General features: G+C 71.6%; 25 protein-coding genes. 15 read left to right on the top strand and 10 right to left on the bottom strand.

Features of this window, described 5'->3' with window-relative positions; genetic code table 11:
* Window positions 1-58 precede the first annotated feature (58 nt).
* The 4 genes from LG278_RS07420 to LG278_RS07405 all read left to right on the top strand — a co-directional run bounded on the left by LG278_RS07420 (window position 59) and on the right by LG278_RS07405 (window position 4,692).
* On the top strand, window positions 59-277 hold the full coding sequence (locus LG278_RS07420) for an acyl-CoA carboxylase subunit epsilon (protein ID WP_404392434.1): 219 nt from the start codon (window positions 59-61) through the stop codon (window positions 275-277).
* A gap of 156 nt (window positions 278-433) precedes the next feature.
* Entirely contained in the window at window positions 434-2,119 is a 1,686-nt protein-coding gene (locus LG278_RS07415) for a protein kinase (protein ID WP_404392432.1), read from the top strand.
* Window positions 2,120-2,171: 52 nt separating this feature from the next.
* Window positions 2,172-3,908, top strand: coding sequence for a DUF885 domain-containing protein (locus LG278_RS07410; RefSeq protein ID WP_404392430.1), 1,737 nt, complete (start codon window positions 2,172-2,174; stop codon window positions 3,906-3,908).
* Between the two features lie 106 nt (window positions 3,909-4,014).
* Entirely contained in the window at window positions 4,015-4,692 is a 678-nt protein-coding gene (locus LG278_RS07405) for a Maf family protein (protein ID WP_404392428.1), read from the top strand.
* Here the strand turns inward: LG278_RS07405 and LG278_RS07400 are convergent.
* The 3 genes from LG278_RS07400 to LG278_RS07390 are packed head-to-tail and all read right to left on the bottom strand — an operon-like array spanning window position 4,683 to window position 8,723.
* Entirely contained in the window at window positions 4,683-5,990 is a 1,308-nt protein-coding gene (locus LG278_RS07400; protein WP_404392427.1) for a hypothetical protein, read from the bottom strand. The genes LG278_RS07405 and LG278_RS07400 overlap by 10 nt on opposite strands.
* A complete protein-coding gene (locus tag LG278_RS07395) occupies window positions 5,944-7,548 on the bottom strand; it encodes an acyl-CoA carboxylase subunit beta (protein ID WP_404392425.1) in 1,605 nt (534 codons plus the stop codon). The genes LG278_RS07400 and LG278_RS07395 overlap by 47 nt, the downstream gene beginning before the upstream one ends.
* Window positions 7,545-8,723 (bottom strand): acyl-CoA dehydrogenase family protein, encoded by a 1,179-nt coding sequence (locus LG278_RS07390; RefSeq protein ID WP_404392423.1) that lies wholly within the window; start codon window positions 8,721-8,723, stop codon window positions 7,545-7,547. The genes LG278_RS07395 and LG278_RS07390 overlap by 4 nt, the downstream gene beginning before the upstream one ends.
* Before the next feature lie 87 nt (window positions 8,724-8,810).
* On the opposite strand from LG278_RS07390, the gene LG278_RS07385 reads away from it, so the two are divergent.
* Genes LG278_RS07385 through LG278_RS07375 form a run of 3 tightly spaced genes read left to right on the top strand, consistent with a single transcriptional unit; the run spans window position 8,811 to window position 10,621 of the window.
* A complete protein-coding gene (locus LG278_RS07385; protein ID WP_404392421.1) occupies window positions 8,811-9,215 on the top strand; it encodes a MerR family DNA-binding transcriptional regulator in 405 nt (134 codons plus the stop codon).
* 51 nt (window positions 9,216-9,266) lie between these two features.
* Window positions 9,267-10,145, top strand: coding sequence for a sulfurtransferase (locus tag LG278_RS07380; protein ID WP_404392419.1), 879 nt, complete (start codon window positions 9,267-9,269; stop codon window positions 10,143-10,145).
* 5 nt (window positions 10,146-10,150) lie between these two features.
* Complete coding sequence (locus LG278_RS07375) at window positions 10,151-10,621, top strand: SufE family protein (protein ID WP_404392417.1); 471 nt, start codon at window positions 10,151-10,153, stop codon at window positions 10,619-10,621.
* Window positions 10,622-10,635: 14 nt separating this feature from the next.
* On the opposite strand, the gene LG278_RS07370 is transcribed toward LG278_RS07375, so the two are convergent.
* From LG278_RS07370 to LG278_RS07355, 4 genes are all read right to left on the bottom strand, one after another.
* Window positions 10,636-11,343 (bottom strand): hypothetical protein, encoded by a 708-nt coding sequence (locus LG278_RS07370; protein WP_404392416.1) that lies wholly within the window; start codon window positions 11,341-11,343, stop codon window positions 10,636-10,638.
* Between the two features lie 53 nt (window positions 11,344-11,396).
* The gene (locus LG278_RS07365; RefSeq protein WP_404392414.1) at window positions 11,397-12,833 is read right to left on the bottom strand and encodes an APC family permease; all 1,437 of its coding nucleotides are present in this window, start codon (window positions 12,831-12,833) and stop codon (window positions 11,397-11,399) included.
* Window positions 12,834-12,942: 109 nt separating this feature from the next.
* Window positions 12,943-13,818, bottom strand: a complete 876-nt coding sequence (locus LG278_RS07360; protein ID WP_404392412.1) for a tryptophan 2,3-dioxygenase — start codon at window positions 13,816-13,818, stop codon at window positions 12,943-12,945.
* Between the two features lie 46 nt (window positions 13,819-13,864).
* Entirely contained in the window at window positions 13,865-14,365 is a 501-nt protein-coding gene (locus tag LG278_RS07355) for a DUF3806 domain-containing protein (RefSeq protein WP_404392410.1), read from the bottom strand.
* Between the two features lie 121 nt (window positions 14,366-14,486).
* On the opposite strand from LG278_RS07355, the gene LG278_RS07350 reads away from it, so the two are divergent.
* Complete coding sequence (locus tag LG278_RS07350) at window positions 14,487-16,280, top strand: acetyl/propionyl/methylcrotonyl-CoA carboxylase subunit alpha (protein WP_404392409.1); 1,794 nt, start codon at window positions 14,487-14,489, stop codon at window positions 16,278-16,280.
* 111 nt (window positions 16,281-16,391) lie between these two features.
* On the opposite strand, the gene LG278_RS07345 is transcribed toward LG278_RS07350, so the two are convergent.
* On the bottom strand, window positions 16,392-16,766 hold the full coding sequence (locus LG278_RS07345) for an antitoxin (RefSeq protein ID WP_404392407.1): 375 nt from the start codon (window positions 16,764-16,766) through the stop codon (window positions 16,392-16,394).
* A 114-nt stretch (window positions 16,767-16,880) separates the two neighbouring features.
* Here LG278_RS07345 and LG278_RS07340 point away from each other — a divergent pair, with 114 nt between their 5' ends.
* The gene (locus LG278_RS07340; RefSeq protein WP_404392405.1) at window positions 16,881-17,123 is read left to right on the top strand and encodes a hypothetical protein; all 243 of its coding nucleotides are present in this window, start codon (window positions 16,881-16,883) and stop codon (window positions 17,121-17,123) included.
* A gap of 3 nt (window positions 17,124-17,126) precedes the next feature.
* Here the strand turns inward: LG278_RS07340 and LG278_RS07335 are convergent, their stop codons facing one another.
* Window positions 17,127-18,530: an NAD(P)H-quinone dehydrogenase gene (locus tag LG278_RS07335; RefSeq protein WP_404392403.1), complete on the bottom strand. Its 1,404-nt coding sequence runs from the start codon at window positions 18,528-18,530 to the stop codon at window positions 17,127-17,129.
* 82 nt (window positions 18,531-18,612) lie between these two features.
* On the opposite strand from LG278_RS07335, the gene LG278_RS07330 reads away from it, so the two are divergent.
* Both LG278_RS07330 and LG278_RS07325 read left to right on the top strand, forming a co-directional pair.
* Window positions 18,613-19,446 carry a purine-nucleoside phosphorylase gene (locus LG278_RS07330; RefSeq protein WP_404392401.1) on the top strand — a complete coding sequence of 278 codons (834 nt, stop codon included), beginning with the start codon at window positions 18,613-18,615 and terminating at the stop codon, window positions 19,444-19,446.
* The gene (locus LG278_RS07325; protein WP_404392399.1) at window positions 19,446-21,140 is read left to right on the top strand and encodes a phospho-sugar mutase; all 1,695 of its coding nucleotides are present in this window, start codon (window positions 19,446-19,448) and stop codon (window positions 21,138-21,140) included. Before LG278_RS07330 ends, LG278_RS07325 begins: the two co-directional genes overlap by 1 nt.
* A gap of 96 nt (window positions 21,141-21,236) precedes the next feature.
* On the opposite strand, the gene LG278_RS07320 is transcribed toward LG278_RS07325, so the two are convergent.
* The gene (locus LG278_RS07320) at window positions 21,237-21,920 is read right to left on the bottom strand and encodes a PH domain-containing protein (protein ID WP_404392397.1); all 684 of its coding nucleotides are present in this window, start codon (window positions 21,918-21,920) and stop codon (window positions 21,237-21,239) included.
* A 78-nt stretch (window positions 21,921-21,998) separates the two neighbouring features.
* Here LG278_RS07320 and deoC point away from each other — a divergent pair, with 78 nt between their 5' ends.
* The 4 genes from deoC to LG278_RS07300 are packed head-to-tail and all read left to right on the top strand — an operon-like array spanning window position 21,999 to window position 26,022.
* Complete coding sequence (gene deoC / locus LG278_RS07315) at window positions 21,999-22,985, top strand: deoxyribose-phosphate aldolase (RefSeq protein ID WP_404392395.1); 987 nt, start codon at window positions 21,999-22,001, stop codon at window positions 22,983-22,985.
* Window positions 22,986-23,003: 18 nt separating this feature from the next.
* Window positions 23,004-24,473 (top strand): aldehyde dehydrogenase family protein, encoded by a 1,470-nt coding sequence (locus tag LG278_RS07310; RefSeq protein ID WP_404392393.1) that lies wholly within the window; start codon window positions 23,004-23,006, stop codon window positions 24,471-24,473.
* Complete coding sequence (locus LG278_RS07305) at window positions 24,470-25,357, top strand: aldehyde dehydrogenase family protein (protein ID WP_404392391.1); 888 nt, start codon at window positions 24,470-24,472, stop codon at window positions 25,355-25,357. The genes LG278_RS07310 and LG278_RS07305 overlap by 4 nt, the downstream gene beginning before the upstream one ends.
* 2 nt (window positions 25,358-25,359) lie before the next feature.
* The gene (locus tag LG278_RS07300; RefSeq protein ID WP_404392389.1) at window positions 25,360-26,022 is read left to right on the top strand and encodes a uridine kinase; all 663 of its coding nucleotides are present in this window, start codon (window positions 25,360-25,362) and stop codon (window positions 26,020-26,022) included.
* Window positions 26,023-26,037: the final 15 nt, after the last annotated feature.

The following is a 26,037-nucleotide window of genomic DNA, read 5'->3' as shown; positions in this document are numbered from 1 at the left end:
GCTCCGTGCTGTGGGGGTCCGCGACGCAGGAGCTTGGATTGCCGGAACGGAGAGTCAGGTGAGCGCAGCGAACACCGTGCAGTCGGCGTTGTCGGTATCGGGCAACCCCACGCCCGAGGAGCTCGCCGCGCTCGTCGTCGTGCTCTCCGCCTTGGGCGGTGACGACCCGGACGGCCACGACTCCGCGCGACGGTCGGCGTGGGCCGACCCGGCGTGGCGACTCGTCGGACCCTCGACCCGGATCGGCGGCTGGCGCGCGAGCGCGCTGCCTCGGTGACTGCCACGGGGCGGACCGCAACGCCCTCCTGGGCAGGGTGCTGAACGGGCTGCTGGCAGACCTGCCCACCCGGCTGCTGGCCGGCCTCCGATGGGCTGCTGGCGTGCAGCACGGCGTTTGACGCCCGACCGTGGCGCTGCCCTAGGGTGGTCCGTCATGTCGGCCGACTCCTCCACCCCGGTGCGGCTCTCCGGACGCTACGTGCTCGGCGAGCGGCTTGCCGTCGGCGGCATGGGAGAGGTCCACGTCGCCACCGACGAGCGCCTCGCCCGGCAGGTCGCCGTCAAGCTGCTCCACCGCTCCCAGGGCAGCTCCGAGGAGTCGGTCGAGCGCTTCCGCCGTGAGGCGGTCGTCGTCGCCGGGCTGCTCCACCCGTCCATCGCCCAGGTCTACGACTACGGCGTGCACCGTGACGGGACCGACGAGGCAGAGCACTTCATCGTCATGCAGCTCGCCCCCGGCGCCGACCTCGCCGCGCTGCTGCGGCGACGTGGTCGCCTGGAGCCTGCGGAGGCGGTGACCATCGCCACCCAGGTCTGTGCCGCGCTGGGGGCCGCGCACCGGGCCGGCGTCGTGCACCGCGACATCAAGCCCGGCAACGTCATCGTCTCGCCCGACCTCGAGGTCAAGGTGACCGACTTCGGAATCGCCCGCACCCTCGGCCAGACCTCGATCACCGACGTCGGCACGATCCTCGGCACCGCCGCCTACCTCCCGCCGGAGCAGGCCCGCGGTGAGGCCGCTTCGCCGGCGTCCGACCTCTACTCGCTCGGCATCCTGCTCTACCAGATGCTCACCGGGCGCCCGCCGTTCGACGGCGAGACCCCTGTCGCCGTCGCGCTACGCCACCTCGACGAGGCCGTGCCCCCGCCGAGTGCCGCGGCCCCGGGCATCCCGCCCGCGCTCGACCGCGTCGTGGCCGTCGCGACGGCCAAGGACCCAGCCCAGCGCTACCCCGACGCCGACGCCATGGCAGCCGCGCTGCGCGAGGTGTTCACCGAGACAGCGGCACGAGCCGCCGAGCAGGCCCGAGCGGCTGCCGCACGTGAGTCAGCCGTGGCGGCAGCAGAGCTGACGGCCACCGCCCCCATGCCGGTCCCGGTGCAGCCCCGGCGCCGCGCGCAGCCCCCGGCGGCCGTCCCCGACCGCCGTCACCCCTCACGAGCCGCGTGGATCGCTGCTGCAGCCGCGGCGCTCGTGCTGCTCGTCGGCGGCCTGACCCTGCTCACCGGACGTCCGGACGCACCCCGCGTCGCGTCCGGTGCCGCCGTGGCGCCGGGGCCGGCTGCGCCGACCACGAGCTCGCAGACCTCGACCCGCGTCCCGACGTCGCGGGCCGCCGCGCCGACCCCGGCAGCCACGCCGACCACTGACGCTCCTCCCCCCACGACGGCGGACCCCGCGGAGGGGGTCGGCGTGCCCGGTGGGCTGGTCGGCTCGCGGGCGGACGACGCCCGCCGGACCCTCGAGGTCATGGGGCTGCGCGTCGAGACGGTGCAGGTGCGCTCGCGCGAGGACAAGGGCCAGGTGCTGGCCACCCTGCCGGAGGCCGGGATCACCGTGCGTCCCGGTCAGACCGTCGTGCTCGTCGTCAGCCGAGGCGGCGGCGGCAAGGCGGAGGGCCGCAAGCAGGGCAGCAGCTCGCTCACCGTGCCGGGCTGGATCGTGGGCTCGGCCCTCGACGACGTGCGCGAGGAGCTCCCGGAGGACCTGCGCGTCACGACCGTCCGGGTGCCCTCCTCGCGCGAGGAGGGCACCGTCGTCGCGACCTGGCCCGGCACCGGCCAGGAGCTGACCGACGGCCAGATCGTGCTCGTCGTCGCGGGCGCGGGGGACGACTGACGCGCCGCAATTCGGTGGCCACCCAGGCGGGGTGGTGCAGTACGTTCGGCGGGTGACCGACACCCCTGCCGCCCCTGAGACCCTGTCCGACGCAGCGAGCGACGGCTCCCCGACGAGCCGACCGCAGACCGAGGTCGACCGCATCGCCGAGCGCTACTTCGACGCCGCCGTCGCGCTCAGCCCGATCAACGCGACCTACCTCGGCGTGCCGGGCGGCGAGGAGGACCTCGACGACCTCTCCCCTACGGGCATCGCCGCGGCCTCACAGCTGCGCCGGGCGGCCCTCGCAGAGCTCGCGAGCGCCTCCCCCGCCGACGACGTCGACCGGGTCACGGTGGCCGCCATGACCGAGCGGCTCCAGCTCGCCGAGGACCGGTATGCCGCGGGGCTCGACGAGATGTCGCTCAACGTCCTCGCCTCCCCCCTCCAGAGCGTGCGCGACGTCTTCGACCTCATGCCGCAGGACTCCGAGGCCAACTGGCGCGTGTTCGCCACCCGCATGGGCAAGATCCCGGCGGCCCTCGAGGGCTACCAGCGCTCGCTCCTGCTGGCGCGTGAGCGCGGGCAGGTCTCGCCGCGCCGTCAGGTCGAGGCCTGCGCCGAGCAGTCGCGCGATCTCACCACCGACGACGGCTACTTCGCCAAGATCGTCGAGGACGCCACGGTGGGTGACGCACCGCTCGCGGGCGAGGTGAGGGACGCCCTAGCCACGTCGGCGCGGTCGGCCTCGGCGGCATACGGCTCGTTCGCCGACTGGCTCGAGCGCGAGCTGCTGCCTCACGCGCCCGAGGCCGACGCGTGCGGTGCGGAGCGCTACGCCCTGGAGTCGCGCTACTTCCTCGGCGCGGCCGTCGACCTCGAGGAGACCTACCGCTGGGGTCAGCAGGAGGTCGCCGACCTGCACGCCCAGATGGCCGAGATCGCCGAGGGCCTCGAGCCCGGCGCGACGGTCCAGCGAGGTGTCGAGATCCTCGACGCCGACGAGAAGTACCAGCTGCACGGCACCGACGCGCTCAGGGCCTGGATGCAGGAGCGGGCCGACGAGGTGATCGCCGATCTCAAGGACGTCCACTTCGACATCCCGGGGCCGGTCCAGCGCATCGAGTGCATGATCGCACCGACGCAGACCGGCGGCATCTACTACACCGGCCCGTCCGACGACTTCAGCCGGCCCGGTCGGATGTGGTGGTCGGTGCCCAAGGGCAACACCGAGTTCCGGACGTGGAACGAGCTGACGACCGTCTACCACGAGGGCGTTCCGGGCCACCACCTCCAGGTGGGCCAGACCGTCTACCGCTCCGAGCTGCTCAACAAGTGGCGCCGCCTCGAGGCGTGGACGTCGGGCCACGGCGAGGGCTGGGCGCTCTATGCCGAGCGGCTGATGGCCGAGCTCGGCTACATGGACGACCCGGGCAACCGGATGGGTTGGCTTGCGGGACAGTCACTTCGGGCCGCGCGCGTCGTCATCGACATCGGGGTGCACTGCGGCTTCGACGCCCCCGAGGAGGTCGGCGGCGGTGCGTGGGACTACGACAAGGCCTGGAGCTACCTGACCCGTTACGGCTTCATGGACGAGAAGATCCTGCGCTTCGAGCTCAACCGCTACCTGGGCTGGCCCGGTCAGGCGCCGAGCTACAAGATCGGCGAGCGGCTCTGGCTGCAGCTGCGCGACGAGGTCGAGCAGCGCGAGGGTGACGGCTTCGACCTCAAGGCCTTCCACCGCCGGGCCCTCGACATCGGCGGCGTCGGCCTCGACACCCTGAGGGCGGCAGTCCTTGACGAGATCTGACCCAAGGCCCTCGCCTGACCCGCGCGCACCTGCGCGGCGGCACCACCCTCTCCCGGGTGGTGCCGCCGCGCGTTGCCGGTCCGCGTCCGAACCCTACGATGACGTCATGCCGCAGCATCCCCTTCCCGAGGTGCCCGCCGTCCGTCTCGTGCTGGCCTCCGCCTCGCCGGCCCGGCTCACGACCCTCCAGGCCGCCGGCGTCCGGCCCGCCGTCGTTGTCAGCACGGTCGACGAGGACCTCGCCCTCGCTGAGGCCACCGAGCGCTACGGCCGGCTCGTGGCCGCCGATGTCGCCCTGCTGCTGGCGCGGGCCAAGGCGGAGGACGTCGCCTCGACGAACGACCTCGACGCGGTCGTGCTCGGCTGCGACTCGGTGCTCGAGCTCGACGGCGAGGTGCACGGCAAGCCGGCCGATCCCGACGAGGCCCGCCGACGATGGCGCCGGATGCGCGGCCGCACGGGTGTGCTGCACACGGGGCACTGGCTCGTCGACGACCGCGACGAGGACGGTGGGGCGACCCTCGGCGCGACCGCCTCGACGACGGTGCACTTCGCCAGGCTGACCGACGAGGAGATCGACGACTACGTGGCCACCGGAGAGCCGCTGCTCGTTGCCGGGGCGTTCACCATCGACGGGCTGGGTGGCGCCTTCGTCACCGCGATCGAGGGTGACCACCACAACGTCGTGGGCCTCTCCCTCCCCCTGCTGCGCGAGCTGCTCGCCGACGCCGGCATCGGGTGGTTCGACGTCGTCGGCGGAGCGGCGGGCGACGATCAGGGGTAGAGGTCGTCGGTGAGGTTCTCGATGACGAGGTAGTGCTGGAGCCAGTACCACATCTGCACGGCACCGAGCAGGACGATCGCGAGCAGCAGCCAGTAGCGGTAGCGCCGCCACCACGGCAGCTTGAGGAACCACGCGATGACGAGGGTGAAGGGGAAGGCGAGCATCGCATAGCGCACCCGGCTCGGCGTCGTGCTCGTGACGAGCAGGATGTAGGCGGGGTAGGCGCCGGCCCAGCCCCAGATCTCGGGCCCCCACCGCCAGGAGTTCTTCGAGAGCATGAACCACGCGAACCCCGCGACGCCGAGCACGCCGATGACCTGCCCCGCGATGCCCCAGTAGTCGTAGAGCAGCCCCCACCAGAGGTAGAGCTTGATCTTCGTCTCGATGTTCCAGGCGAGCATCGTCTGGTTGTAGGCGTCGGGGGTGTCGGTGCCGATCGAGACGATCGTCGGCCACAGGAAGGTCAGGGCGCCGGCATACGCCGCCAGGGCAGCCATGCCCCACCGGAAGCGCACCGGGTGATCGCCCTCGTCGTGCTGGCGCCAGCGCACGACGGCGTGCGCGATGATCACGGGCACCATGGCGATCACGACGTTGCGGGTCAGGGAGAGCGCGAGCAGCGCGACGACGACCCACGCATACCGTCTGGCGCGCAGCAGCAGCAGCACGGTGACGACGAGCAGCAGCGCGGCCGACTCGGTGTAGGACGCCGAGAAGGCGGCCGAGGCGATGTAGAAGCTCGTGGCCGTGACGGCGACGATGGCCTCCCAGCGGCCGACCGCCTGGTCGACGAGCTTGAAGAGCAGGTGCATCGCGACGAAGCCGATGAGCGTCGACAGCAGCGGGCCGACGATCTCGAAGGGCAGCCCGGTCACCTTCATGATGCCGCCGACGGCCATCGGGAAGAGGGGGAAGAAGGCCCAGGGGTTCATGTCGATGCCGCCCCAGCCGGCGCGGGGCAGCACTGCGGGGTAGCCCTGCTCGGCGATGACGCGATACCACTGGCCGTCCCAGCCGCTCATCACCGTCCAGTAGCCGGGGCTCTCCGGCGACGGGAAGAAGATGCGGATGTTGGCCGTGCCGATGGGCAGCGCGATCTGGTTGCGGGCGAGCACGATGCCCGCGATGAGCACCCAGATGCGCGAGAGACCGTAGATCGCGAAGGGGAACCAGACCGGGAAACGACGGTAGAACGGCGCAGCGGCCTCGGCCTCGCGGTCGGGGTGCTCGAGGCGGTGACCGAGGCGCGGCTCAGACCGGCGGGACGGAGCGTCGGCGCTCGCTGAAGTGACGGTCACGCCGGGAAGCATAAGCCAGCCGGCGGGCGAGCTCCGAGCGCAGTTCATCGGCCTCGATGACGGCGTCGAGCACGAGGTCGGCCGCGAGCCGCTCGATGTCGACGTCCTGCTCGTACTCCCGACGGCGCTCGGCGACGAAGGCGTCGCGGGCCTCAGCGCCCTGCTCGGCCCCGATCTCGGCGATCTTGTTGGCGTAGACGGCGTTGACCGCGGCCTCCGGACCCATGACGGCGATGCGGGCCGTCGGCAGCGCGATGGTGGCGTCGGGGCCGAAGCCCGGACCCCCCATCGCATAGAGGCCGGCGCCGTAGGCCTTGCGCACGACGACGCAGACCTGCGGCACCGTCGCCGACGCGACGGCGCTCACCATCTTGGCGCCATGGCGGATGATGCCCCCGCGCTCGACCTCCGACCCGATCATGAAGCCGGGCACGTCGGCGAGGTAGACGAGCGGGATGCCGAAGGCGTCGCAGAGCCAGATGAAGCGAGCGGCCTTGTCGGCGCTGTCGGTGAAGAGCACCCCGCCCTTGACCGCGGAGTTGTTGGCCACGATGCCGACGCTCTCGCCGTTAATGCGCCCGAAGCCGATGACGAGCTCGCCGGCCCAGAGCGGCTTGAGCTCGAAGAAGGAGTCCTCGTCCACGAGGCCGTCGACGACCTCGTGGATGTCGAAGGGCACCGACTCGCGCTCGGGCACCGTCTGCGCCGTGAGGGGCTCCGAGGGCTCCTCGACGGCATACGTCGGCGGGTGGTCGCGCCACGTGCCGGGGACGTAGGAGAAGTAGAGCTTGGCGAGCTCGATGGCCTCGGCGTCGTCGTGGGCGAGCAGGTCACCGACGCCGGAGACGGTGCAGTGCATGCGCGCACCACCCATCTCCTCGAGGGTGACGGTCTCGCCGACGACCATCTCGGCCATGCGCGGGCTGCCGAGATACATCGACGCGTTGCCCTCGACCATGATGATGAGGTCGCAGAAGCTGGGGATGTAGGCCCCACCCGCCGCGCTCGGGCCGAAGAGGCAGCAGATCTGCGGCACCCGGCCCGAGAGCGCCACCTGGTTGTGGAAGATGCGTCCGGCACCGCGCCGGCCGGGGAACATCTCGACCTGGTCGGTGATGCGCGCACCGGCGGAGTCGACGAACCAGAAGACCGGCAGCTCCTCGCGCAGCGCCATCTCGGTCGCGCGCACGATCTTCTCCACGGTGCGCGCTCCCCACGAGCCGGCCTTGACCGTGGGGTCGTTGGCGATGACGATCGCCGCCCGACCGTCGACCGTGCCCCGGCCGGTGACGACGCCGTCGGCGGGCAGGCCCGGCGCCAGGGCGTTGGCATAGCGGCCGTCCTCGACGAAAGACCCCTCGTCGAAGAGCAGCGCGATGCGGTCCCGGACGTAGATCTTGCCCTGGGCGTCGAGCTTGGCCTGCGCCTTGGCGGGGGCGCTCGCCGAGGCGAGGTATGCCGTGTGGAGGCGGGCCCGCACGTCCGCGACCCTGGGGTCGGCCTGGGGGTCCGAGACGGGATCGGTGCTGGGCTCGGTGCTCGGGGCGGGCTCGGTCATGCCGGCAGACCCAGTCCTCGTGCGATGAGCATGCGCTGCACCTCGGAGGTCCCCTCGCCGATCTCGAGGATCTTGGCGTCACGGTAGAAGCGGGCGACGGGGTACTCCTCCATGAAGCCGTTGCCGCCGAAGACCTGCGTCGCGATGCGCGTCGCGGTGACAGCGGCCTCGGTGGAGTAGAGCTTGGCGATCGAGGCTGCGTGCTTGACCTCCGCCACCGAGCGACGACCGGCGTGCAGCTCGTCCTTGAGCCAGGCCGCCTTGTAGGTCAGCAGGCGCGACCCCTCGACCATGACGGCGAGGTCGGCGAGCTGGAAGGAGACGCCCTGGTTGACGCCGATCGGCCGGCCGAACGCGATCCGGGTCCTCGCGTAGTCGGTGGCCAGCTCGAGGGAGGCTTGGGCGCAACCGACGGCGAGCGCCGAGATGGCGATGCGGCCGTCGTCGAGGGTCTTGAGGAACTGCTTGAACCCCTGCCCCGGCTCGCCGAGGAGGTGGTCGGCCGGCACCCGGCAGCTCTCGAAGGTGAGGCCGTGGGTGTCGGACACGTGCCAGCCGAGCTTGTGGTAGGCGGGCTCGACGATGAACCCCGGGGTGCCGGCGGGGACCATGATCGCCGAGATCTGGGGCGAGCCGTCCTCGTTGGTGCCCGTGCGGGCCGTCACGGTCACGACGGAGGTGATGTCGGTGCCGGAGTTGGTGATGAAGGCCTTGGCCCCGTCGATGACCCACTCGTCGCCGTCGAGCACCGCGCGAGTGCGGGTGGCTGCGGCGTCGGAGCCCGCCTCCGGCTCCGTCAGGCCGAAACCGGCCAGGGTGCGGCCGGCCACGAGGTCGGGCAGGAACCGCTGCTTCTGCTCGTCGGTGCCGTAGGTGAGGATCGGGTTGATCCCGAGCCCGACGCCCGCCGACAGCGTGATGCCGATCGACTGGTCGACCCGGCCGAGCTCCTCGATCGCGACGCAGAGGCTGGTGAAGTCGCCACCTTCTCCGGCGCCGCCGAACTCCTCCGGCACGACGAGGCCGAACAGCCCGAGGTCGCCCATCTTGGGCACGAGGTCGGTCGGGAAATAGGCGGCGGCGTCCCACTTCGCGATGTGGGGCGCCACCTCCTTCTCGGCGAAGTCGCGAACGACCTTGCGGAAGTCCTCGTGGTCCTGGCTGAGCTCGAACATCGCTGTTCTCCTGAAGGCTGGTGGCCGCCATCACGCGCTCGTGACGCGTGCTTGACGTTGACGTAAACGTAAGGCATCGTCGTCGGCATGACAAGTGGCGCTGCGACCGCACGGCCCGCCGAGGCGACCTGGACGATCGCGCAGGTCGCCGACGAGTTCGGGGTGACGCACCGCACCGTGCGGCACTACGAGGACCTCGGACTCATCTCCCCCGAGCGCCGCGGCACCCAGCGGGTCTACCACCGCCGCGACCGCACCCGGCTGGGTCTCATCCTGCGTGGCAAGCGCCTCGGCTTCCCGCTCGACGAGATCCGCACGATCATCGACCTCTTCGACGCCCCGCGCGGTCGCCGGACCCAGCTCGAGTACGTCCTCGGCCAGATCGACGAACGTCGGGCTGACCTCGACCAGCGGCTCAAGGACGTCCAGGACGCCATCTCCGAGCTCGGAGAGTTCGAGCGCCGCTGCCGCGAGGACCTCGACCGGCTCTGACCCTGACCCTGCCCTGACCCTCTTCTCCCGTGGCTCTGACACCATGGGTGCATGAGCACCGACGACGCGAAGATCTCCTCCTACGCCCATCCGGAGCGGCTCGTGACCACCGAGTGGCTGGCCGAGCAGATCGAGGCCGGCGCTGTCGGCGGTCCCGACGGCATCGCCCTGCTGGAGTCCGACGAGGACGTCCTGCTCTATGCCACCGGCCACATCCCCGGCGCCCTCAAGATCGACTGGCACGTCGACCTCAACGACCCCGTGTCCCGCGACTACGTCGATGGCGCCGGCTTCGCCACGGTGATGGGTGAGCGCGGCATCCGCCGCGACACGACGGTCGTGCTCTACGGCGACAAGAGCAACTGGTGGGCCGCCTACGCGCTGTGGGTCTTCAGCCTCTTCGGCCACGACGACGTGCGACTGCTCGACGGCGGTCGCGCGAAGTGGATCGCCGAGGGCCGCGAGGTGACCCGCGACGTGCCCACCCCGACGGTCGTCGACTACCCCGTCGCCGAGCGCGACGACGCCCCGATCCGGGCCTTCAAGGACGACGTGCTCGCCCACCTCGGCAAGCCGCTCGTCGACGTGCGCTCCCCCGGGGAGTTCTCCGGTGAGCTGCTCCACATGCCCGACTACCCCCAGGAGGGCGCGATGCGCGGCGGCCACATCCCCGGCGCGAAGTCGGTGCCGTGGGCCCGGGCCGCGCAGGAGGACGGGTCGTTCAAGCCCCGCGAGGAGCTCGAGGCGATCTATCTCGAGGAGCAGGGCCTGGCGCCGACAGACGACGTCGTGGCCTACTGCCGCATCGGCGAGCGGTCGTCGCACACCTGGTTCGTGCTCACCCACCTGCTGGGCTTCGACTCGGTGCGCAACTACGACGGCTCGTGGACCGAGTGGGGCAACGCCGTGCGCGTGCCCATCGAGAAGTGAGTGCGATGACCGGCTCCGGCAACGCCGAGGGCTCTCCCCTGCCGGGCTCGCTCGCCGAGATCGCCGACGACTTCCGCTCCGCGAGCAACGACCTCAAGCTCCAGCTGCTCCTCGAGTTCAGTGACGAGCTGCCCCCGCTGCCAGAGCGGTATGCCGGTCACCTCGACCAGCTCGAGCGCGTCGACGAGTGCCAGTCGCCGCTCTTCCTGACCGTCGAGGTCGACGACGGCGCGTCGCTCGAGGAGCGCGACGTGCACCTCTTCTTCGACGCGCCGGCCGAGGCACCGACGACCCGCGGCTTCGCCGGCATCCTGCACGAGGGGCTCGACGGACTGTCGGCCGCGCAGGTGCTGGCCGTGCCCGACGACGCCCCGATGCGCTTCGGCCTCGCCGAGGCGGTCTCGCCGCTGCGCCTGCGCGGCATGGTCGCGATGCTCGCCAGGATCAAGCGGCAGGTCCGCGCCAAGACCGCCTGAGCAGGCGGGCCCGCTCAGGCTGCAGCCGGGGTCGGGGCGGCCAACCGCGTCACCCGCGACTCCAGGTGCGTGGCGAGGTGGCCGATCACCCACACGCACGCGAGCATCTCGAGGCCCTCCTCGAGCACGACGAGCGCCGGTTTGAGGCCGTGCTCCACGACTGCTCGCGGTGACGGGTAGGCCAGCTCGATGTAGCCGGTGACGAACTCGACCCCCAGCGCCCCCGCCCCGTAGGCGACGAGGCCGAGCAGCAGGGGCCGCCGTAGCGGCGCCTGCAGCGCACGCCCCACGACGACGAGCACGGCGCTGCCCACCGCGGCCGCCACGATCCCGGCGCCCAGCCACTGGAAGGTGCGCAGCTCGGTCGTGGCCAGGCCGAGCAGGTTGGGGAGCACCTCGTGCAGGGCGGCCGCCTCGTCGAGGCTGAGGTAGGTGACGCCGATGCCGACCACGAGCCAGGCCCGCCGCTCGGCTCGATCGGTGGCCACCGCTCGAGCGCAGAACGCGAGCAGGGCCACGCCCATGAGCAGGATGGTGTTGAACCACGTCGGCAGCGAGAACTCGCGGTTGAGGTGGACCATCCGAAACAGCGAGTAGTCGAGCCGACCCGGCTCGCGCCGGAGCCAGTAGGTCACGACGTAGAGGGCGGCCAGCAGCAGGACCGCGCCCGCGAGACCGATCGTGAGCCGGCGCGCAAAAGGGGACAGACGAGCCGGAAGCATCGCGCAAGGCTAACGGTGCAGGCGTGCTGGGTGGTCACCGCCGCGCGGAGACCTCAGTTGACGGGACCGCCGCCACTCAGGTCGTCGGTGTCGCGGAAGTAGGTCTTCTTGGCACGCAGGCCGCGGTTGGCCATCCACGTGAGCACCCACAGGAGCACCCCGAGGGCGAGCAGCCCGCCGCCGATCTTGTAGTGCTCGATGGGTCTGCCGGAGAGCGGCAGCACGAGGAAGAAGCAGGCGATGGCCCCGATCACCGGCACCACCGACGGGGTGACGAAGTGCTTGTAGGGCTTGGGGTCGCGCCGGAGCACGAGCACGACGATGTTGACGATCGTGAAGACTCCGAGCAGCAGCAGTGAGGTCGTGCCGCCGAGCGCCGCGATCGCATCACTGCTCGCGAAGGACACGTAGGCGATCAGGCCGAAGGCGATGAGCGTCGTGAAGATGATCGCGGCATACGGCGTCTTGCGGGTCGGGTGCACGCGGCCGAGGAAGTGCGGGAGCACGTCCTGACGGCTCATGCCGTAGAGCAGGCGCGAGGCCATCAGCATGTTGATGAGCGCCGAGTTGGCCACCGCGAACATCGAGATGAAGGGCAGCAGGTCCTTGATCGGGACGCCGGGGGCGGCGGTCTCGACGACCGTCACGAGGGGCGTGTCGCTGTCGGCCAGCACCCCGACCGGCACCAGTGCCACGGAGCACAGCGAGATGAGCACGTAGATGACGCCCGTGATGCCGAGGCCGGTCAGCATCATCTTGGGGAAGATCCGCACCGGGTCCTTGGTCTCCTCGGCCATGTTGACCGAGTCCTCGAAGCCGACCATCGCGAAGAAGGCGAGGGAGGTCGCGGCCGTGACCGCGAAGAAGGCCGACTTGTCGCCGGGCGACTCGAAGATGAGGGTGCGTGACCAGTCGCCCGCGCCGCCGAAGAGAGCGAAGAAGCCGACGAAGATGACGAGGAGCAGGCCCGAGAGCTCGACGATGGTCAGCACGATGTTGGCCTTGACGCTCTCGCCGACCCCGCGGAAGTTGATGGCCGCGACGAGGGCCATGAAGGCGAGCGCGATGACGAGGATCAGGCCGCTGTTCTTGTCGTCGAGGTTGAAGCCCTTGGCGAGGTTGGCGGCAAACGCGCGTGACGCGGTCGAGGCCGACGTGATGCCCGAGCTCATCACGGTGAAGCAGACGATGAAGGTGAGGAAGTGGATGCCGAAGGCCTTGTGCGTGTAGAGCGCCGCACCTGCCGCTTGCGGATACTTCGTGACGAGCTCGAGGTAGGAGAACGCCGTCAGGAGCGCGATCGCGAAGGCCACGAGGAACGGCGCCCAGGCCGCCCCTCCGACCTCGGCCGCGACGTCACCGGTAAGGGCGTAGACGCCCGTCCCGAGGATGTCTCCGACGATGAAGAGCAGGAGCAGGCCGGGGCCCATGACCCGCTTGAGCTCGCCGCTGCCCTCCTCGGTCTGCTGCTCCGCTGACACCTTCGCCATGAGGCCTCCCCTCGGTCCGCTGCGGCCGCTGTCTCCGGGTCGCTGCCCCCACCTTGGCCCAGCCGATCCGGGTCGGCAACGCGAGAGGGGCGTCGCCGTCAGGCCCCGCTCAGGAGCCGACGCGCGTGCGCACCTCGTAGAGCTCGGGGAAGAAGGTGAGGTCGAGGGCGCGCCGCAGGAAGTCGACTCCGGTCGAGCCACCGGTGCCGGTCTTCTGGCCGATGGTGCGCTGCACGACCTGGAGGTGTCGGAAGCGCCACTGCTGGAAGTTGTCCTCGAGGTCCACGAGCTCCTCACACGTCTCGTAGACCCCCCAGTGCTCGTCGGGCCGGGCGTAGACGTCGGCGAAGACGTCGACGAGGCCCTCGCTGAGGCGGTAGGGCTGCGACCAGTCACGGTCGAGGGCCTCTGCCGGGACGGCATACCCCCGCCGTGCGAGGTAGGCGAGGAACTCGTCGTAGAGGCTCGGCTCGCGCAGGAGGGCGTCGAGGGCCGCGCGCGCCCCCTCGTCGTGCGAGAACACGGCGACCATGTCGGCGTTCTTGTTGCCCAGCAGGAACTCCACCTCACGGTACTGCGCCGACTGGAAGCCCGAGCTCGCCGCGAGGAAGGGCCGGATCTGGGCGTACTCGCTCGGCGTCAGGGTGGCGAGCACCGACCACTGGTCGGTGAGGGTGTGCTGGATGTGCTTGACGCGGGCCAGCCGCTTGAGCGCCGGCCCCAGCTCGTCGGTCGTCAGCAGGGTCCGGGCCGAACGCAGCTCGTGGATGAGCAGCTTGAGCCAGAGCTCCGAGGTCTGGTGCTGGATGATGAAGAGCAGCTCGTCGTGCTGGGGCGGGTCGCTGAGCGGCTGCTGGGCGCTCAACAACGTGTCGAGTCTCAGGTAGTCGCCGTAGGACATCTTGCGCGTGAAGTCGCGTTCGATGCCCTGCTCGAGGTCGCGCTTGCTGCGCGGGTCGGTCACTCCGTCGACGGCGCTGTCCATGCCGCAGATCCTAGGCGCCGGCGGCTGAGCGGCACGAGCGACCGCGTCAGGTCCGTCGCGGCCGGATGCGCACCAGGTGCGACACCACGCCCGGGATCCACCCGGTCTCGCGGCGCATCCACCGGGCACCCACGAGGTTGTGGGGGACGATGACGGTGTCGGCGCGAGCCGCCACGAGCCCGAGATCGGTGCCGAAGACGTCGGTCACCACGGCCCACTCCCGGGCACTGTGGCGGGCGAGGTGCTCACCGATCGCGATGGCGTAGGTCTCGACCACGGCGTCGGCGCTCAGCGCGCCGGGATCGGCCGTGGCGCGCCGGTAGGCGTCGTCGTAGTGCGAGCCGATCGACTCGAGGTCGTCGATGTCGACGCCCTCGGCCTTCGCCGCCTCGATGCCCGCCGCGATCCGCGCCCGCTCGGGGTCGTCGAGAGGGCGGGCGATCGGTCGCTCGGGCAGGTCCGCGATGAGGTCGTCGTCGTCGACCTCCGGAGCCTCCGATGCGGTGTCGACCACGGATTCCTTGTCCTTGCGGGAGAACAGTCCCATGCAACCAACCTAGTACCGGCAGGCCCGGTCGCGCTCGTGCCGCCCAGCCCACCAGCCCGCTGGGGCAAAGGTGTCCGACGTCATGATTTCACCGTGCTCACGTCCCGCTAGGCTCCGATCCATGGCACCCATCAGCAAGGTCCTCATCGCCAATCGTGGGGAGATCGCGGTCCGCATCGCTCGGGCGTGCGCCGACAGTGCGATCGCCTCGGTCGCCGTCTATGCCGACCCGGACCGTGATGCCCTGCACGTCAAGGTCGCCGACGAGGCCTATGCCCTCGGCGGCTCGACGCCCGGAGACAGCTACCTCGACCAGGACAAGCTCCTCGACGTCGCGCGCCGGGCCGGCGCCGACGCGGTGCACCCCGGCTACGGCTTCCTCGCCGAGAACGCCTCCTTCGCCCAGGCCGTCACGGACGCCGGGCTCATCTGGATCGGGCCCGGGCCGCAGGCCATCGACTCCCTCGGCGACAAGGTCAAGGCGCGCCACATCGCGACCAAGGCCGGCGCGCCGCTCGTGCCCGGCACCACCGACCCGGTGAGCGGGGCCGACGAGGTCGTCGCGTTCGCCGAGGAGTTCGGGCTGCCGGTCGCCATCAAGGCCGCCTACGGCGGCGGCGGACGCGGCCTCAAGGTCGCGCGCGCCATCGACGAGATCCCCGACCTCTACGACTCCGCGGTCCGCGAGGCGGTCACCGCCTTCGGCCGGGGCGAGTGCTTCGTCGAGCGCTTCCTCGACCACCCCCGGCACGTCGAGACCCAGTGCCTGGCCGACCAGCACGGCAACGTCGTCGTCATCTCGACGCGCGACTGCTCGCTCCAGCGCCGCAACCAGAAGCTCGTCGAGGAGGCGCCGGCGCCCTTCCTCACGGAGGAGCAGCACACCGAGCTGCTGCGCGCGTCCAAGGCGATCCTCAAGGAGGCCGGCTACGTCGGCGCGGGCACCTGCGAGTTCCTCGTCGGCCCGGCCGGTGACATCAGCTTCCTCGAGGTCAACACCCGCCTGCAGGTCGAGCACCCCGTGACCGAGGAGGTCACCGGCATCGACCTCGTGCGCGAGCAGTTCCGCATCGCCAATGGCGAGAGCCTCGACTACCCCGACCCCGAGCCGCACGCGCACTCGATCGAGTTCCGCATCAACGGCGAGGACGCGGGCCGAGGCTTCCTGCCGGCCCCGGGCACCGTGTCGCGCATGGTCGTGCCGCAGGGGCCCGGCGTGCGCTGGGACTCCGGCCTCGTCGAGGGCGACACGGTCGCGGGCGCCTTCGACTCCATGATCGCCAAGCTCATCATCACCGGCCGCACCCGCCAGCAGGCGCTCGAGCGGGCCCGCCGCGCGCTCGCCGAGCTCGTCATCGACGGCATGCCGACGGTCACCCCCTTCCACCGCGCGGTCGTCTCCGACCCGGCCTTCGCCCCCGAGGGCGATGCCCCCTTCACGATCCACACCCGCTGGATCGAGACGGAGTTCGACAACACCATCGAGCCGTATGCCGGTGGGTCGGGTGACGCTGCCGAGGCGGAGCCGCGCCAGACCGTCGTCGTCGAGGTCGGCGGCAAGCGCCTGGAGGTCTCGCTGCCCGGCGACCTCACGCTCGGCGGTGGAGGTGGAGGTGGGGGCGGCGGTGCGGCCGGGCGCAAGAAGGCCCCGAAGCGCTCCGGTGGAGCCAAGTCCGGCGCCGCGGCCTCCGGCGACTCGCTCACGGCGCCGATGCAGGGCACCATCGTCAAGATCGCGGTCGAGGAGGGCGCCACGGTGGCGTCCGGCGACCTCGTCATCGTGCTCGAGGCGATGAAGATGGAGCAGCCGATCACGGCGCACCGCGACGGCGTCGTCACCGGCCTCACCGCCAAGGTCGGAGAGACGGTCTCCTCGGGCGCCGTCCTCGCCGAGATCAAGGACGCCGACGCCTGACCGAGGCGCTCGTCGGCGACGAGCCCCGCGGCATACCGGAGCGCTGGACGACGGAGTGGCCACGACCCCGCGGGTCGTGGCCACTCGTCTGCGCGGGTGTCTGCGTGGGTGTCAGCGCACCTCGGGCCGCTGGGGCGGCTGGGGCGGCTCGCCGAGCGTGATGTCGCCCTCAGCGCTGCCCGGCAGGTTGGGGTCGGGCACGCCGGGCAGGCCCTGCTCGCCCGCGGGCTCGCCGCTCGGCGGGATCTCGGGGGCCGGGTCGACCGGCGGGGCGTCGGCCGGCGCCGCGTCGGTGCCGGGGGCGTTCTCGGCCTCGGGCGGCAGACCCAGGCCCTCACGGACCTTGTCGGTGCCCTGGTCGAGCTTGTCGGCGTACTTGCCGCCGGTCCGCTCGTTGATGAACTCCTCTGCCTTGTCGAGGCCCTGCCCGGCCTGCTCCGGGTTGCCCTTGACGAAGTCCTTGGCCTTCTGGATCCAGTCGCTCATGCGTGTCCTCGTCGTTCGGTCTCGCGCAGCCAGGGCCGATGGCCCGTGGCTGACCCCTGGGTGGCGGCGGGCGCCGCCACACCCGGGAGGCTACGCCTCTGGCACACTGCTGGGGTGCTTGCGACCCTGCCCGTTGCCGCCCCAGAGCAAACGGGGTTCTCCTTCACCAACCTGCTCATCCTCGCGGTCGTGATCGCCGTGTTCTATCCCGTGCAGAAGAAGATCCGCGAGGTGGCCTCGCGACGACGCCGCGAGCGGTGGGCCCGTGAGGACCTCGAGGCGCAACAGCAGCTCGACCGACGCGACTCGGGCGACTCCGGCGGCTCAGGCGGCTCCGCCGGCTCCGGGTCGCTCTGAGCGTCAGTCCGACTGGTGCAGCTGTCGGGCCGCCTCGGCGATCGACCCCGACAGCGAGGGGTAGACGGTGATGGTGCTCGCCACCTGGTCGACCGAGAGCCGGTTCTGCACGGCGAGCGCGACGGGGTGGATGAGCTCGGACGCCTTGGGCGCCACGACGACGCCGCCGAGGACGGTGCCGTAGCCCTTGCGGCAGAAGAGCTTGACGAAGCCGTCGGTGATTCCCTGCATCTTGGCGCGCGGGTTGCGGGCGAGGGGCAGCATCACCGACTCGACGTCGGCTGACTGGTCGGCCGCGGCCTGCCCGATGCCCACCGTCGCGATCTCGGGCTCGGTGAAGATGTTGGCGGCGACCCCCGTGACGTTGAGCGGCGCCACCGCGTCGCCGAGCGCGTGCCACATCGCGATGCGCCCCTGCATGGCCGCCACCGACGCCAGCGGCAGCACCCCGGTGCAGTCGCCGGCGGCATAGATGCCGGTGACGCTGGTGCGGGAGACACGGTCGACCTGCACGTGACCCGACGCGCTGAGCTCGACGCCGACCTCCTCGAGGCCGAGGCCCGCCGTGTTGGGCACCGAGCCGACGGCGAGCAGGGCGTGCGACCCCTCGACGGTGCGCCCGTCGACGAGCGTGACAACGACGCCGTCCGCGGTGCGCTCGACGCTCGCGGCACGGGACTTCCCGAGCACCTCCATGCCGCGCTTGCGGAAGACGTCCTCGATGACGGTCGCGGCGTCGGCGTCCTCACCGGGCAGCACGCGGTCGCGGGACGAGACGAGCACGACCTGGGAGCCGAGGCCGAGATACGCCTGGGCGAGCTCGGCACCGGTCACACCGGAGCCGATGACGATGATGCGCTCGGGCAGGTCGCGCAGGGCGTAGATCTGCTGCCAGGTGAGGATGCGCTCGCCGTCGGGGCGCATGGTGTCCATCACCCGGGGCGCCGCTCCGGTGGAGACGAGCACGACGTCGGCTGCGAGCTCCTCGCTCGTGCCGTCGGAGAGCTCGGCGACGACCGCGCCACGGCCGGCCACCCGGCCGGTGCCCCGCAGGACCGTCACCCCGACCTGCTCGAGGCTGCGCTGGATGTCGGCGCTCTGCGCGGCGGCGAGGTCGAGGATGCGGTCGTTGACGGTGTGAGCCTGCGCGACGGCGTCGGAGACCTCGTCCCCATGGTCGTCCTGCAGGCGCACACCGAGGTGCGAGGCGACCTCGAAGTCGGACATGTAGTCGGCGGTGGCGATGAGGGCCTTGCTCGGCACGCAGTCGGTGAGCACGGCTGCGCCTCCGACGCCGTCGCGCTCGACGACGGTGACCGACGCCCCGAGCTGCGCGGCGACGAGGGCGGACTCGTAGCCACCGGGGCCACCCCCGATGATGACGACGGACGTGTCTCGGGTGATCACGCCACCATCCAACCACCCGGCCACCCGGCCCATTGCCAGCGTCCGGGCACCGGGCCGCGGGCACCTCGCTAGAGTCCTGTGCGTGACGACGACACCCGACCTCCTTTCCGACCCGGCCGCCGACCCCTTCGCCGTCGCGGAGCAGGCAGCCGCGGTCATCGCCGAGCGCACCGGCACCGCGCGGCACGACGTCGCCCTCGTGCTGGGCTCGGGCTGGGGGCAGACCGCCGACCTCGTCGGCGAGACGCTCGCCACGGTCGACCAGGCCGAGGTCCCCGGCTTCCACGGCGCAGCCGTGGCCGGCCACTCGAGCAGCATCCGCTCCGTCGCGATCGGCGCCACCGGCCGGCGTGCCCTCGTCTTCGGCACCCGCACCCACTTCTACGAGGGTCGAGGCGTGCGGGCCGTGGTGCACGGCGTGCGCACCGCCAAGGCCGCGGGCTGTTCCACCATCGTGCTGACCAACGGCTGCGGCGGCCTCAACCCCGGGTGGGGCCCCGGCACGCCCGTGCTCATCCGCGACCACATCAACCTCACCGCGCACTCCCCCATCGAGGGTGCGAACTTCGTCGACCTCACCGACCTCTACACGCCTCGCCTGCGTGACCTCGCCCGCGAGGTCGACCCCGGCCTCGACGAGGGCGTCTACGTCCAGTTCCGCGGCCCGCACTACGAGACCCCGGCCGAGGTGGCGATGGCGCGGGTCATCGGCGGCGACCTCGTCGGCATGTCGACCTCGCTCGAGGCCATCGCCGCGCGCCAGGCCGGGCTCGACGTGCTCGGCATCTCGCTCGTGACCAACCTCGCCGCGGGCATCTCCGAGACCCCGCTGTCCCATGCCGAGGTGCTCGAGGCCGGTCAGGCAGCCGCCGAGCGCTGCGGCCGCCTCCTCGCCGAGGTCGTCGGGAGGATCTGATGGCGCAGGCTCCCTCGACCGACCCCCGTGAGGCCCTGTATGCCGCCGCGCGCGCCTGGCGCGACGACGACCCCGACCCGACGACGCGCTCCGAGCTCGATGCCCTCCTGGTCCTGGCCGAGTCTGGCGACGAGGCGGCCGGGGCCGACCTCGCCGACCGCTTCGTCGGCATGCTCGAGTTCGGCACCGCCGGGCTGCGCGGTGCTCTCGGCGCCGGTCCCAACCGGATGAACCGCAGCGTGGTCATCCGTGCGGCAGCCGGCCTCACGGCATACCTCAAGGACGAGGGTGGCGTGGGTGAGCGCCCTTGTGTCGTCATCGGATTCGACGCGCGCTACAACTCCGACGTCTTCGCCCGTGACACCGCGGCCGTCGTCATCGCCGCGGGCGGCCGGGCGCTGCTGCTGCCGCAGCCGCTGCCGACGCCGGTGCTCGCCTTCGCGATCCGCCACCTTGGCGCCGACGCGGGCGTCATGGTGACCGCAAGCCACAACCCTCCGCAGGACAACGGCTACAAGGTCTACCTCGGCGACGGCAGCCAGATCGTGCCCCCGGCCGACGCCGACATCGCGCGTCACATCGCCGCCGTGGAGCGGGTCGCCGACGTGCCGCGCGCGCACGAAGGATGGGAGACGCTCGGGGAGCGCCTCCTGTCCGACTACCTCGACGCCGTGGTCACGGTCGTCGACCCGGGCTCACCCCGCGACCTGTCGATCGTGCACACGAGCCTGCACGGCGTCGGCCACGGCACAGTGCACGAGGCCTTCCTCCGGGCCGGCTTCGCGGCGCCGATCGCCGTCGACGAGCAGGCTGTGCCCGATCCCGACTTCCCGACGGTCGCCTTCCCCAACCCCGAGGAGAAGGGCGCGATCGACCTCGCCCTGGCCCGGGCCCGGGAGGTGAGGTGCGACCTCGTCATCGCCAACGACCCCGACGCCGACCGCTGCGCCGCCGCGATCCTCGACCCGGCGACGGGTGACTGGCGGATGCTGCGTGGCGACGAGGTGGGGGCCCTGCTCGGCGCGCACCTCGTGGCCCGCGGCGTCGACCGGCGCGACGTCTTCGCCAACTCGATCGTCTCGTCACGACTCCTCGCCTCCATCGCGCGCGCAGCCGGCATCCGCCACGAGGAGACGCTCACCGGCTTCAAGTGGATCTCTCGCGTCGAGGGGCTGCGCTACGGCTACGAGGAGGCGCTGGGCTACTGCGTCGCCCCCGACCTCGTGCGCGACAAGGACGGGGTCAGCGCGGCCCTGCTGCTCGCCGAGCTCGCCGCCGGGCTCAAGGCCGAAGGGCGCACCCTGAGCGACCTGCTCGACGACCTCGCGATCGCGCACGGCGTGCACGCGACCGACTCCTTCGCGGTACGCGTCGACGACCTCGCGCAGATCGACGTCCTCATGGGGCGGCTTCGCGCCGACGCGCCGGTCACCGTGGCAGGCACCGACGTCGCGAGACTCGACGACCTCAGCCGCGGCGACGGCGGTCTGCCCCCCACCGACGGCCTGCGCTTCCTGCTCGCCGACGACTCACGGGTCATCGTGCGCCCCAGCGGCACGGAGCCCAAGGTGAAGGTCTACCTCGAGGTCATCGAGCCGGTGGCGACCCCCGAGGACCTCGACCGGTCCCGGGCGGTCGCGGAGACCCGCCTCGCCGCCGTCCGCACCGATCTGGAGCGGCTGACCGCGCTCTGACCCGCCGTCCCCGGCGGTCCTGGCCCCCGTGCCGCTCGAGCCGCTCGAGGTGACCCAGACACCGGAGTGCCCCGGGCGCTCGAGGCTTCCGGCGCCCTAGAGGACGAAGACGCCGATGACGAAGAAGGCAAGCGCGGCGAGCAGCAGTCCGACCGACACCGGGTCCCAGGTCTGGTGGGCGATCCGCGGCGTCTTGTCGCCCTTGCGCTTTCGGTCGGCCGCGATGCGGGCCTCGACCTCGGCAGCAACCGCCTGGGCCTCGACCTTCGAGCGCTTGACGGGCTGGTCGGCCGACCCTGCCGCGGGCGTCGCCGCGAGGCTGCCCGCCTTGGCCATCCGGTTGGCCGGCACGGTGAGCAGCGAGCGACCGTACTTCGGGCGGCCCGGGTCGGCCGGCACGCCCCACGCGGTGTACTTCTTCCCGTCGGCCACGAGCTCGAGGGCCCATCTCGAGCGCACCTCGGTGATCGTGGGCCACGTGACGTCGACGACCCGCAGCGGGTTGACGAGCCGGATGCCCTCGTCGTGGATGACGGCAGCGGGGCGCACGACGAAGAGCCACAGCAGCACGAGGGCGAGCACCACCGAGGAGATGAGCGCCCAGCTGCGTGGAGAGGTGAGCAGCGCCGGCACGAGCAGTGCCAGGCCGGCCACGACACCGACCACCCCCACGGCGATGCTGGAGCCGGGTCGCAGGGTGCGCCTGCCCGGCCGGTCGGTCTCGCCCATCGTCACGTGCTCCGCTCCACCCTCGTCGTTCTTGCCCCACGACTCTCTCACGCCGGGCCGGTGGGGCTCCCCCCGGCGGCCACCTCCGACCCTGACCTCGGCGTCTCGAATCGTGGATAGACTCCCGGGGTGACTGTAAGCACCACGACCCGCACGGCTGCGGAGCTGACGGCCCAGGCGCGCGACGTCCTCGGCGTGTCACGCCTGACCAACCGCGCCCTCACCTCTTGGCTCCACGGACTCCCCGGCGTCGACCAGGTCGGCTGCGAGGGGCGCGTCGCAGGCCTCGGCACCCGCTCGATCAAGACGACGAGCAAGGCCTGGGCCATCGACACCGCCATCAGCATGATCGACCTGACGACCCTCGAGGGCTCCGACACCCCCGGCAAGGTCCGCTCGCTCTGCGCCAAGGCGCTCGTGCCCGACCCGCTCGACCCGACCACCCCGCGTCCGGCCGCGATCTGCGTCTACGGCGACATGGTCGCGACGGCCAAGGCGGCGCTCGGCGACAGCGGCATCCACGTCGCCGCGGTCGCGACGGCCTTCCCGTCGGGCCGCGCCAGCATGCCGGTCAAGCTCGCCGACACGCGCGACGCCGTCAAGGCCGGCGCCGACGAGATCGACATGGTCATCGACCGGGGCGCCTTCCTCGCGGGCGACTACCTCACGGTGTTCAACCAGATCGCCGAGGTCAAGGCGGTCTGTGGCGACGTCCACCTCAAGGTCATCATGGAGACCGGCGAGCTCGTCACCTACGACAACGTGCGCCGCGCGTCCTACCTCTCGATGCTCGCGGGCGGCGACTTCATCAAGACCTCCACCGGCAAGGTCCAGCCGGCCGCCACCCTGCCCGTCACCCTCGTCATGCTCGAGGCCGTGCGCGACTGGCGCGACCTCACCGGGGTGCAGGTCGGCGTCAAGCCCGCCGGCGGCATCCGCACCACGAAGGACGCGATCAAGTACCTCGTCATGGTCAGCGAGATCGCCGGTGAGGACTGGCTCACCCCCGAGTGGTTCCGCTTCGGCGCCTCGGGCCTGCTCAACGACCTTCTCCTGCAACGGCAGAAGCTCGCGACAGGTGCCTACTCCGGTGCCGACTACGTGACGATCGACTGACCGACGAAGGATCTGCGCATGCCCACGTTCGACTACGCCCCCGCGCCCGAGTCGCGATCGGTCGTCACGATCTCGCCGACCTACGGCTTCTTCATCGACGGTGCCTTCACGCGCCCCAAGGCCACCTTCGCCACGCTCAACCCTGCCGACGAGTCGGTGCTCGCCGAGGTGAGCCAGGCCGGCCCCAAGGACGTCGACAAGGCGGTCGCCGCCGCCCGACGCGCCTTCGAGGGCGAGTGGGGCCGCCTCAGCGGTGCCGAGCGCGGCAAGTACCTCTTCCGCATCGCCCGCATCCTGCAGGAGCGCGCCCGCGAGTTCGCCGTGCTCGAGACGCTCGACAACGGCAAGCCGATCAAGGAGACCCGCGACTTCGACGTGCCGACCGCGGCGGCGCACTTCTTCTACCACGCCGGCTGGGCCGACAAGCTGGAGTATGCCGGTCTGTCGGCGCCCGGCACGACGGCCCGTCCGCACGGCGTCGTCGCGCAGGTCATCCCGTGGAACTTCCCGCTGCTGATGCTCGCGTGGAAGATCGCTCCGGCCCTCGCGACCGGCAACACCGTCGTGCTCAAGCCCGCCGAAAGCACGCCGCTGTCGGCGCTGCTCTTCGCCGAGGTCTGCCAGCAGGCCGACCTGCCGCCCGGTGTCGTCAACATCATCACGGGTGACGGCCGCACCGGCCAGGCGCTCGTCGAGCATCCCGACGTCGACAAGATCGCCTTCACCGGCTCGACAGAGGTGGGCAAGACGATCGCCCGCGCCATCGCCGGCACCGCGAAGAAGGCGACCCTCGAGCTGGGTGGCAAGGCGGCCAACGTCGTCTTCGACGACGCCCCCATCGACCAGGCCGTCGAGGGCATCGTGGGGGGCATCTTCTTCAACCAGGGGCAGGTCTGCTGCGCCGGCTCGCGCCTGCTCGTCCAGGAGAACGTCCACGACGAGGTCGTCGCCAAGCTGAAGCGCCGCCTCGAGACGCTGCGCGTCGGGGATCCGATGGACAAGAACACCGACCTCGGCGCGATCAACTCCCGTGAGCAGCTCGACCGCATCACGACGCTGGTCGACGCGGGGGTCGCCGAGGGAGCCGAGCGCTGGAGCCCGGCGTGCACCCTGCCGACCAAGGGCTTCTGGTATCCGCCCACCCTCCTCACCGGCGTCGCCCAGACCCACCGCGTCGCGACCGAGGAGATCTTCGGGCCGGTGCTGTCGGTCCTCACCTTCCGCACGCCGCAGGAGGCGGTCGCCAAGGCCAACAACACGGCATACGGGCTGTCGGCGGGGGTCTGGACCGAGAAGGGCTCACGCATCCTCTGGATGGCCGACCAGCTGCGCGCCGGAGTCGTCTGGGCCAACACCTTCAACCGCTTCGACCCTACGTCGCCCTTCGGCGGCTACAAGGAGTCGGGCTACGGCCGCGAGGGCGGGCGCCACGGCCTCGAGGCCTACGTGACGACCACCCCTGCGACCCTGACGGGAGCCACCCGATGAGCCGCCTCGACGTGCGCAAGACCTACAAGCTCTACATCGGCGGCAAGTTCCCGCGCAGCGAGTCCGGACGCTCGTATGCCGTGCAGTCGGCCTCCGGGGAGTTCCTCGCCAACGCGTCGATGGGCTCGCGCAAGGACGTGCGTGACGCCGTGGTCGCCGCCCGCGGCGCCTTCGGCGGCTGGGCCGCGGCGACCCCCTACAACCGCGGCCAGGTGCTCTATCGCGTGGCCGAGGTGCTCGAGGGTCGTCGCGCGCAGTTCATCGACGAGGTGGGCGCCGGTGAGGGCCTGACCGCCCGCACGGCCGCGACCGTCGTCGACGCCGCCGTCGACCGCGTGGTCTGGTATGCCGGGTGGACCGACAAGATCGCCCAGGTCCTCGGCAACCTCAACCCCGTCGCAGGCCCCTACTTCAACGTGTCGGCCCCCGAGCCGACAGGCGTCGTGGGCGTCCTTGCGCCGCAAGCCTCCTCGTTGCTGGGTCTCGTCTCGGTGGTGGCCCCGGTGATCGCGTCGGGCAACACGGCGGTCGTCGTGTCGTCGGCCTTGCGCCCGCTGCCGGCCGTGACCCTGGGTGAGGTGCTCGCGACCTCCGACGTGCCCGGCGGTGTCGTCAACATCGTCACGGCGCAGACGGCCGAGGTCGCGACCTGGCTCGCCGCGCACCGCGACGTCAACGCCATCGACCTCACGGGCGTCGCCGGCGCCGAGGGCGTCGACTGGGCCGGCCTCGAGGCGGAGGCTGCCGGCAACCTCAAGCGCGTGCTGCGTCCGCACGTCGAGGGCGGCGTCCCCGTCGAGCCGGACTGGACCGCCGCACCCGGCCTCGAGCGCATCCGCGCCTTCGTCGAGACCAAGACGGTCTGGCACCCCAAGGGCCTCTGAGCTTGGGCACGGGATCCGAGTCGGCGCAGCCGTCGTCGGCCGGGCCCGGCCGCCGTCGGGTCGTGCTGTTGACGGGGCCGAGTGGTGCCGGCAAGAGCCGGCTCGCCGAGCGGCTGAGCTCCGCCCACGGCTGGCCCGTCGTCCGGCTCGACGACTTCTACCGCGAGCACCACGACCCGCACCTGCCCCGCTCCCCCATCGGCATCCCCGACTGGGACCACGTGGACTCGTGGCACGCCGACGCGGCGGTCGAGGCGCTGCGCCGGCTCGTCGACGACGGCCACGTCGAGGTCCCCGTCTACGACATCGGGGCCTCGGCCGTCACCGGGCGGCACGTGCTGACGGCCGGGCCCCACGACTACGTGCTCGCCGAGGGCCTCTTCGCCGGCCGTCTCGTCGAGCCGCTGCGCGAGCAGGGCCTGCTGGCCGACGCCCTCTGCGTGCGCCAGAACCGCTTCCTCACCGCGCTGCGACGCTTCACGCGAGACCTCGCCGAGCGCCGCAAGCCTCCGCACATCCTCGTGCGCCGCGGGCTGGCCCTGCTTCGCGACGAGCCGCGGGTCGTCGCCGAGGCACAGGCCCACGGCGCCCGCTGCATCCACCCGCGGCAGGCCGAGAGCGAGCTCTCCGGCCTGCCCGCAAGGGCTCTGCCCTCGGCCTCCTGAGGGGACCCGCAGCAG

Origin of the sequence: Humibacillus xanthopallidus (assembly GCF_044793955.1) — a bacterium.
Lineage (GTDB): Bacteria > Actinomycetota > Actinomycetes > Actinomycetales > Dermatophilaceae > Humibacillus > Humibacillus xanthopallidus_C.
This window is presented reverse-complemented; position numbering and strand designations above follow the sequence as displayed.

Bases quoted from the DNA above. Each gene is read 5' to 3' on its own strand.
- LG278_RS07395 (WP_404392425.1), bottom strand. From the start codon at position 7,548: ATGACCGAGCCCGCCCCGAGCACCGAGCCCAGCACCGATCCCGTCTCG.
- LG278_RS07380 (WP_404392419.1), top strand. From the start codon at position 9,267: ATGAGCACCGACGACGCGAAGATCTCCTCCTACGCCCATCCGGAGCGG.
- LG278_RS07360 (WP_404392412.1), bottom strand. From the start codon at position 13,818: ATGGACAGCGCCGTCGACGGAGTGACCGACCCGCGCAGCAAGCGCGAC.
- LG278_RS07415 (WP_404392432.1), top strand. From the start codon at position 434: ATGTCGGCCGACTCCTCCACCCCGGTGCGGCTCTCCGGACGCTACGTG.
- LG278_RS07325 (WP_404392399.1), top strand. From the start codon at position 19,446: ATGGCGCAGGCTCCCTCGACCGACCCCCGTGAGGCCCTGTATGCCGCC.
- LG278_RS07385 (WP_404392421.1), top strand. From the start codon at position 8,811: ATGACAAGTGGCGCTGCGACCGCACGGCCCGCCGAGGCGACCTGGACG.
- LG278_RS07345 (WP_404392407.1), bottom strand. From the start codon at position 16,766: ATGAGCGACTGGATCCAGAAGGCCAAGGACTTCGTCAAGGGCAACCCG.
- LG278_RS07310 (WP_404392393.1), top strand. From the start codon at position 23,004: ATGCCCACGTTCGACTACGCCCCCGCGCCCGAGTCGCGATCGGTCGTC.
- LG278_RS07405 (WP_404392428.1), top strand. From the start codon at position 4,015: ATGCCGCAGCATCCCCTTCCCGAGGTGCCCGCCGTCCGTCTCGTGCTG.
- LG278_RS07365 (WP_404392414.1), bottom strand. From the start codon at position 12,833: ATGGCGAAGGTGTCAGCGGAGCAGCAGACCGAGGAGGGCAGCGGCGAG.
- LG278_RS07355 (WP_404392410.1), bottom strand. From the start codon at position 14,365: ATGGGACTGTTCTCCCGCAAGGACAAGGAATCCGTGGTCGACACCGCA.
- LG278_RS07350 (WP_404392409.1), top strand. From the start codon at position 14,487: ATGGCACCCATCAGCAAGGTCCTCATCGCCAATCGTGGGGAGATCGCG.
- LG278_RS07370 (WP_404392416.1), bottom strand. From the start codon at position 11,343: ATGCTTCCGGCTCGTCTGTCCCCTTTTGCGCGCCGGCTCACGATCGGT.
- LG278_RS07305 (WP_404392391.1), top strand. From the start codon at position 24,470: ATGAGCCGCCTCGACGTGCGCAAGACCTACAAGCTCTACATCGGCGGC.
- LG278_RS07375 (WP_404392417.1), top strand. From the start codon at position 10,151: ATGACCGGCTCCGGCAACGCCGAGGGCTCTCCCCTGCCGGGCTCGCTC.
- LG278_RS07390 (WP_404392423.1), bottom strand. From the start codon at position 8,723: ATGTTCGAGCTCAGCCAGGACCACGAGGACTTCCGCAAGGTCGTTCGC.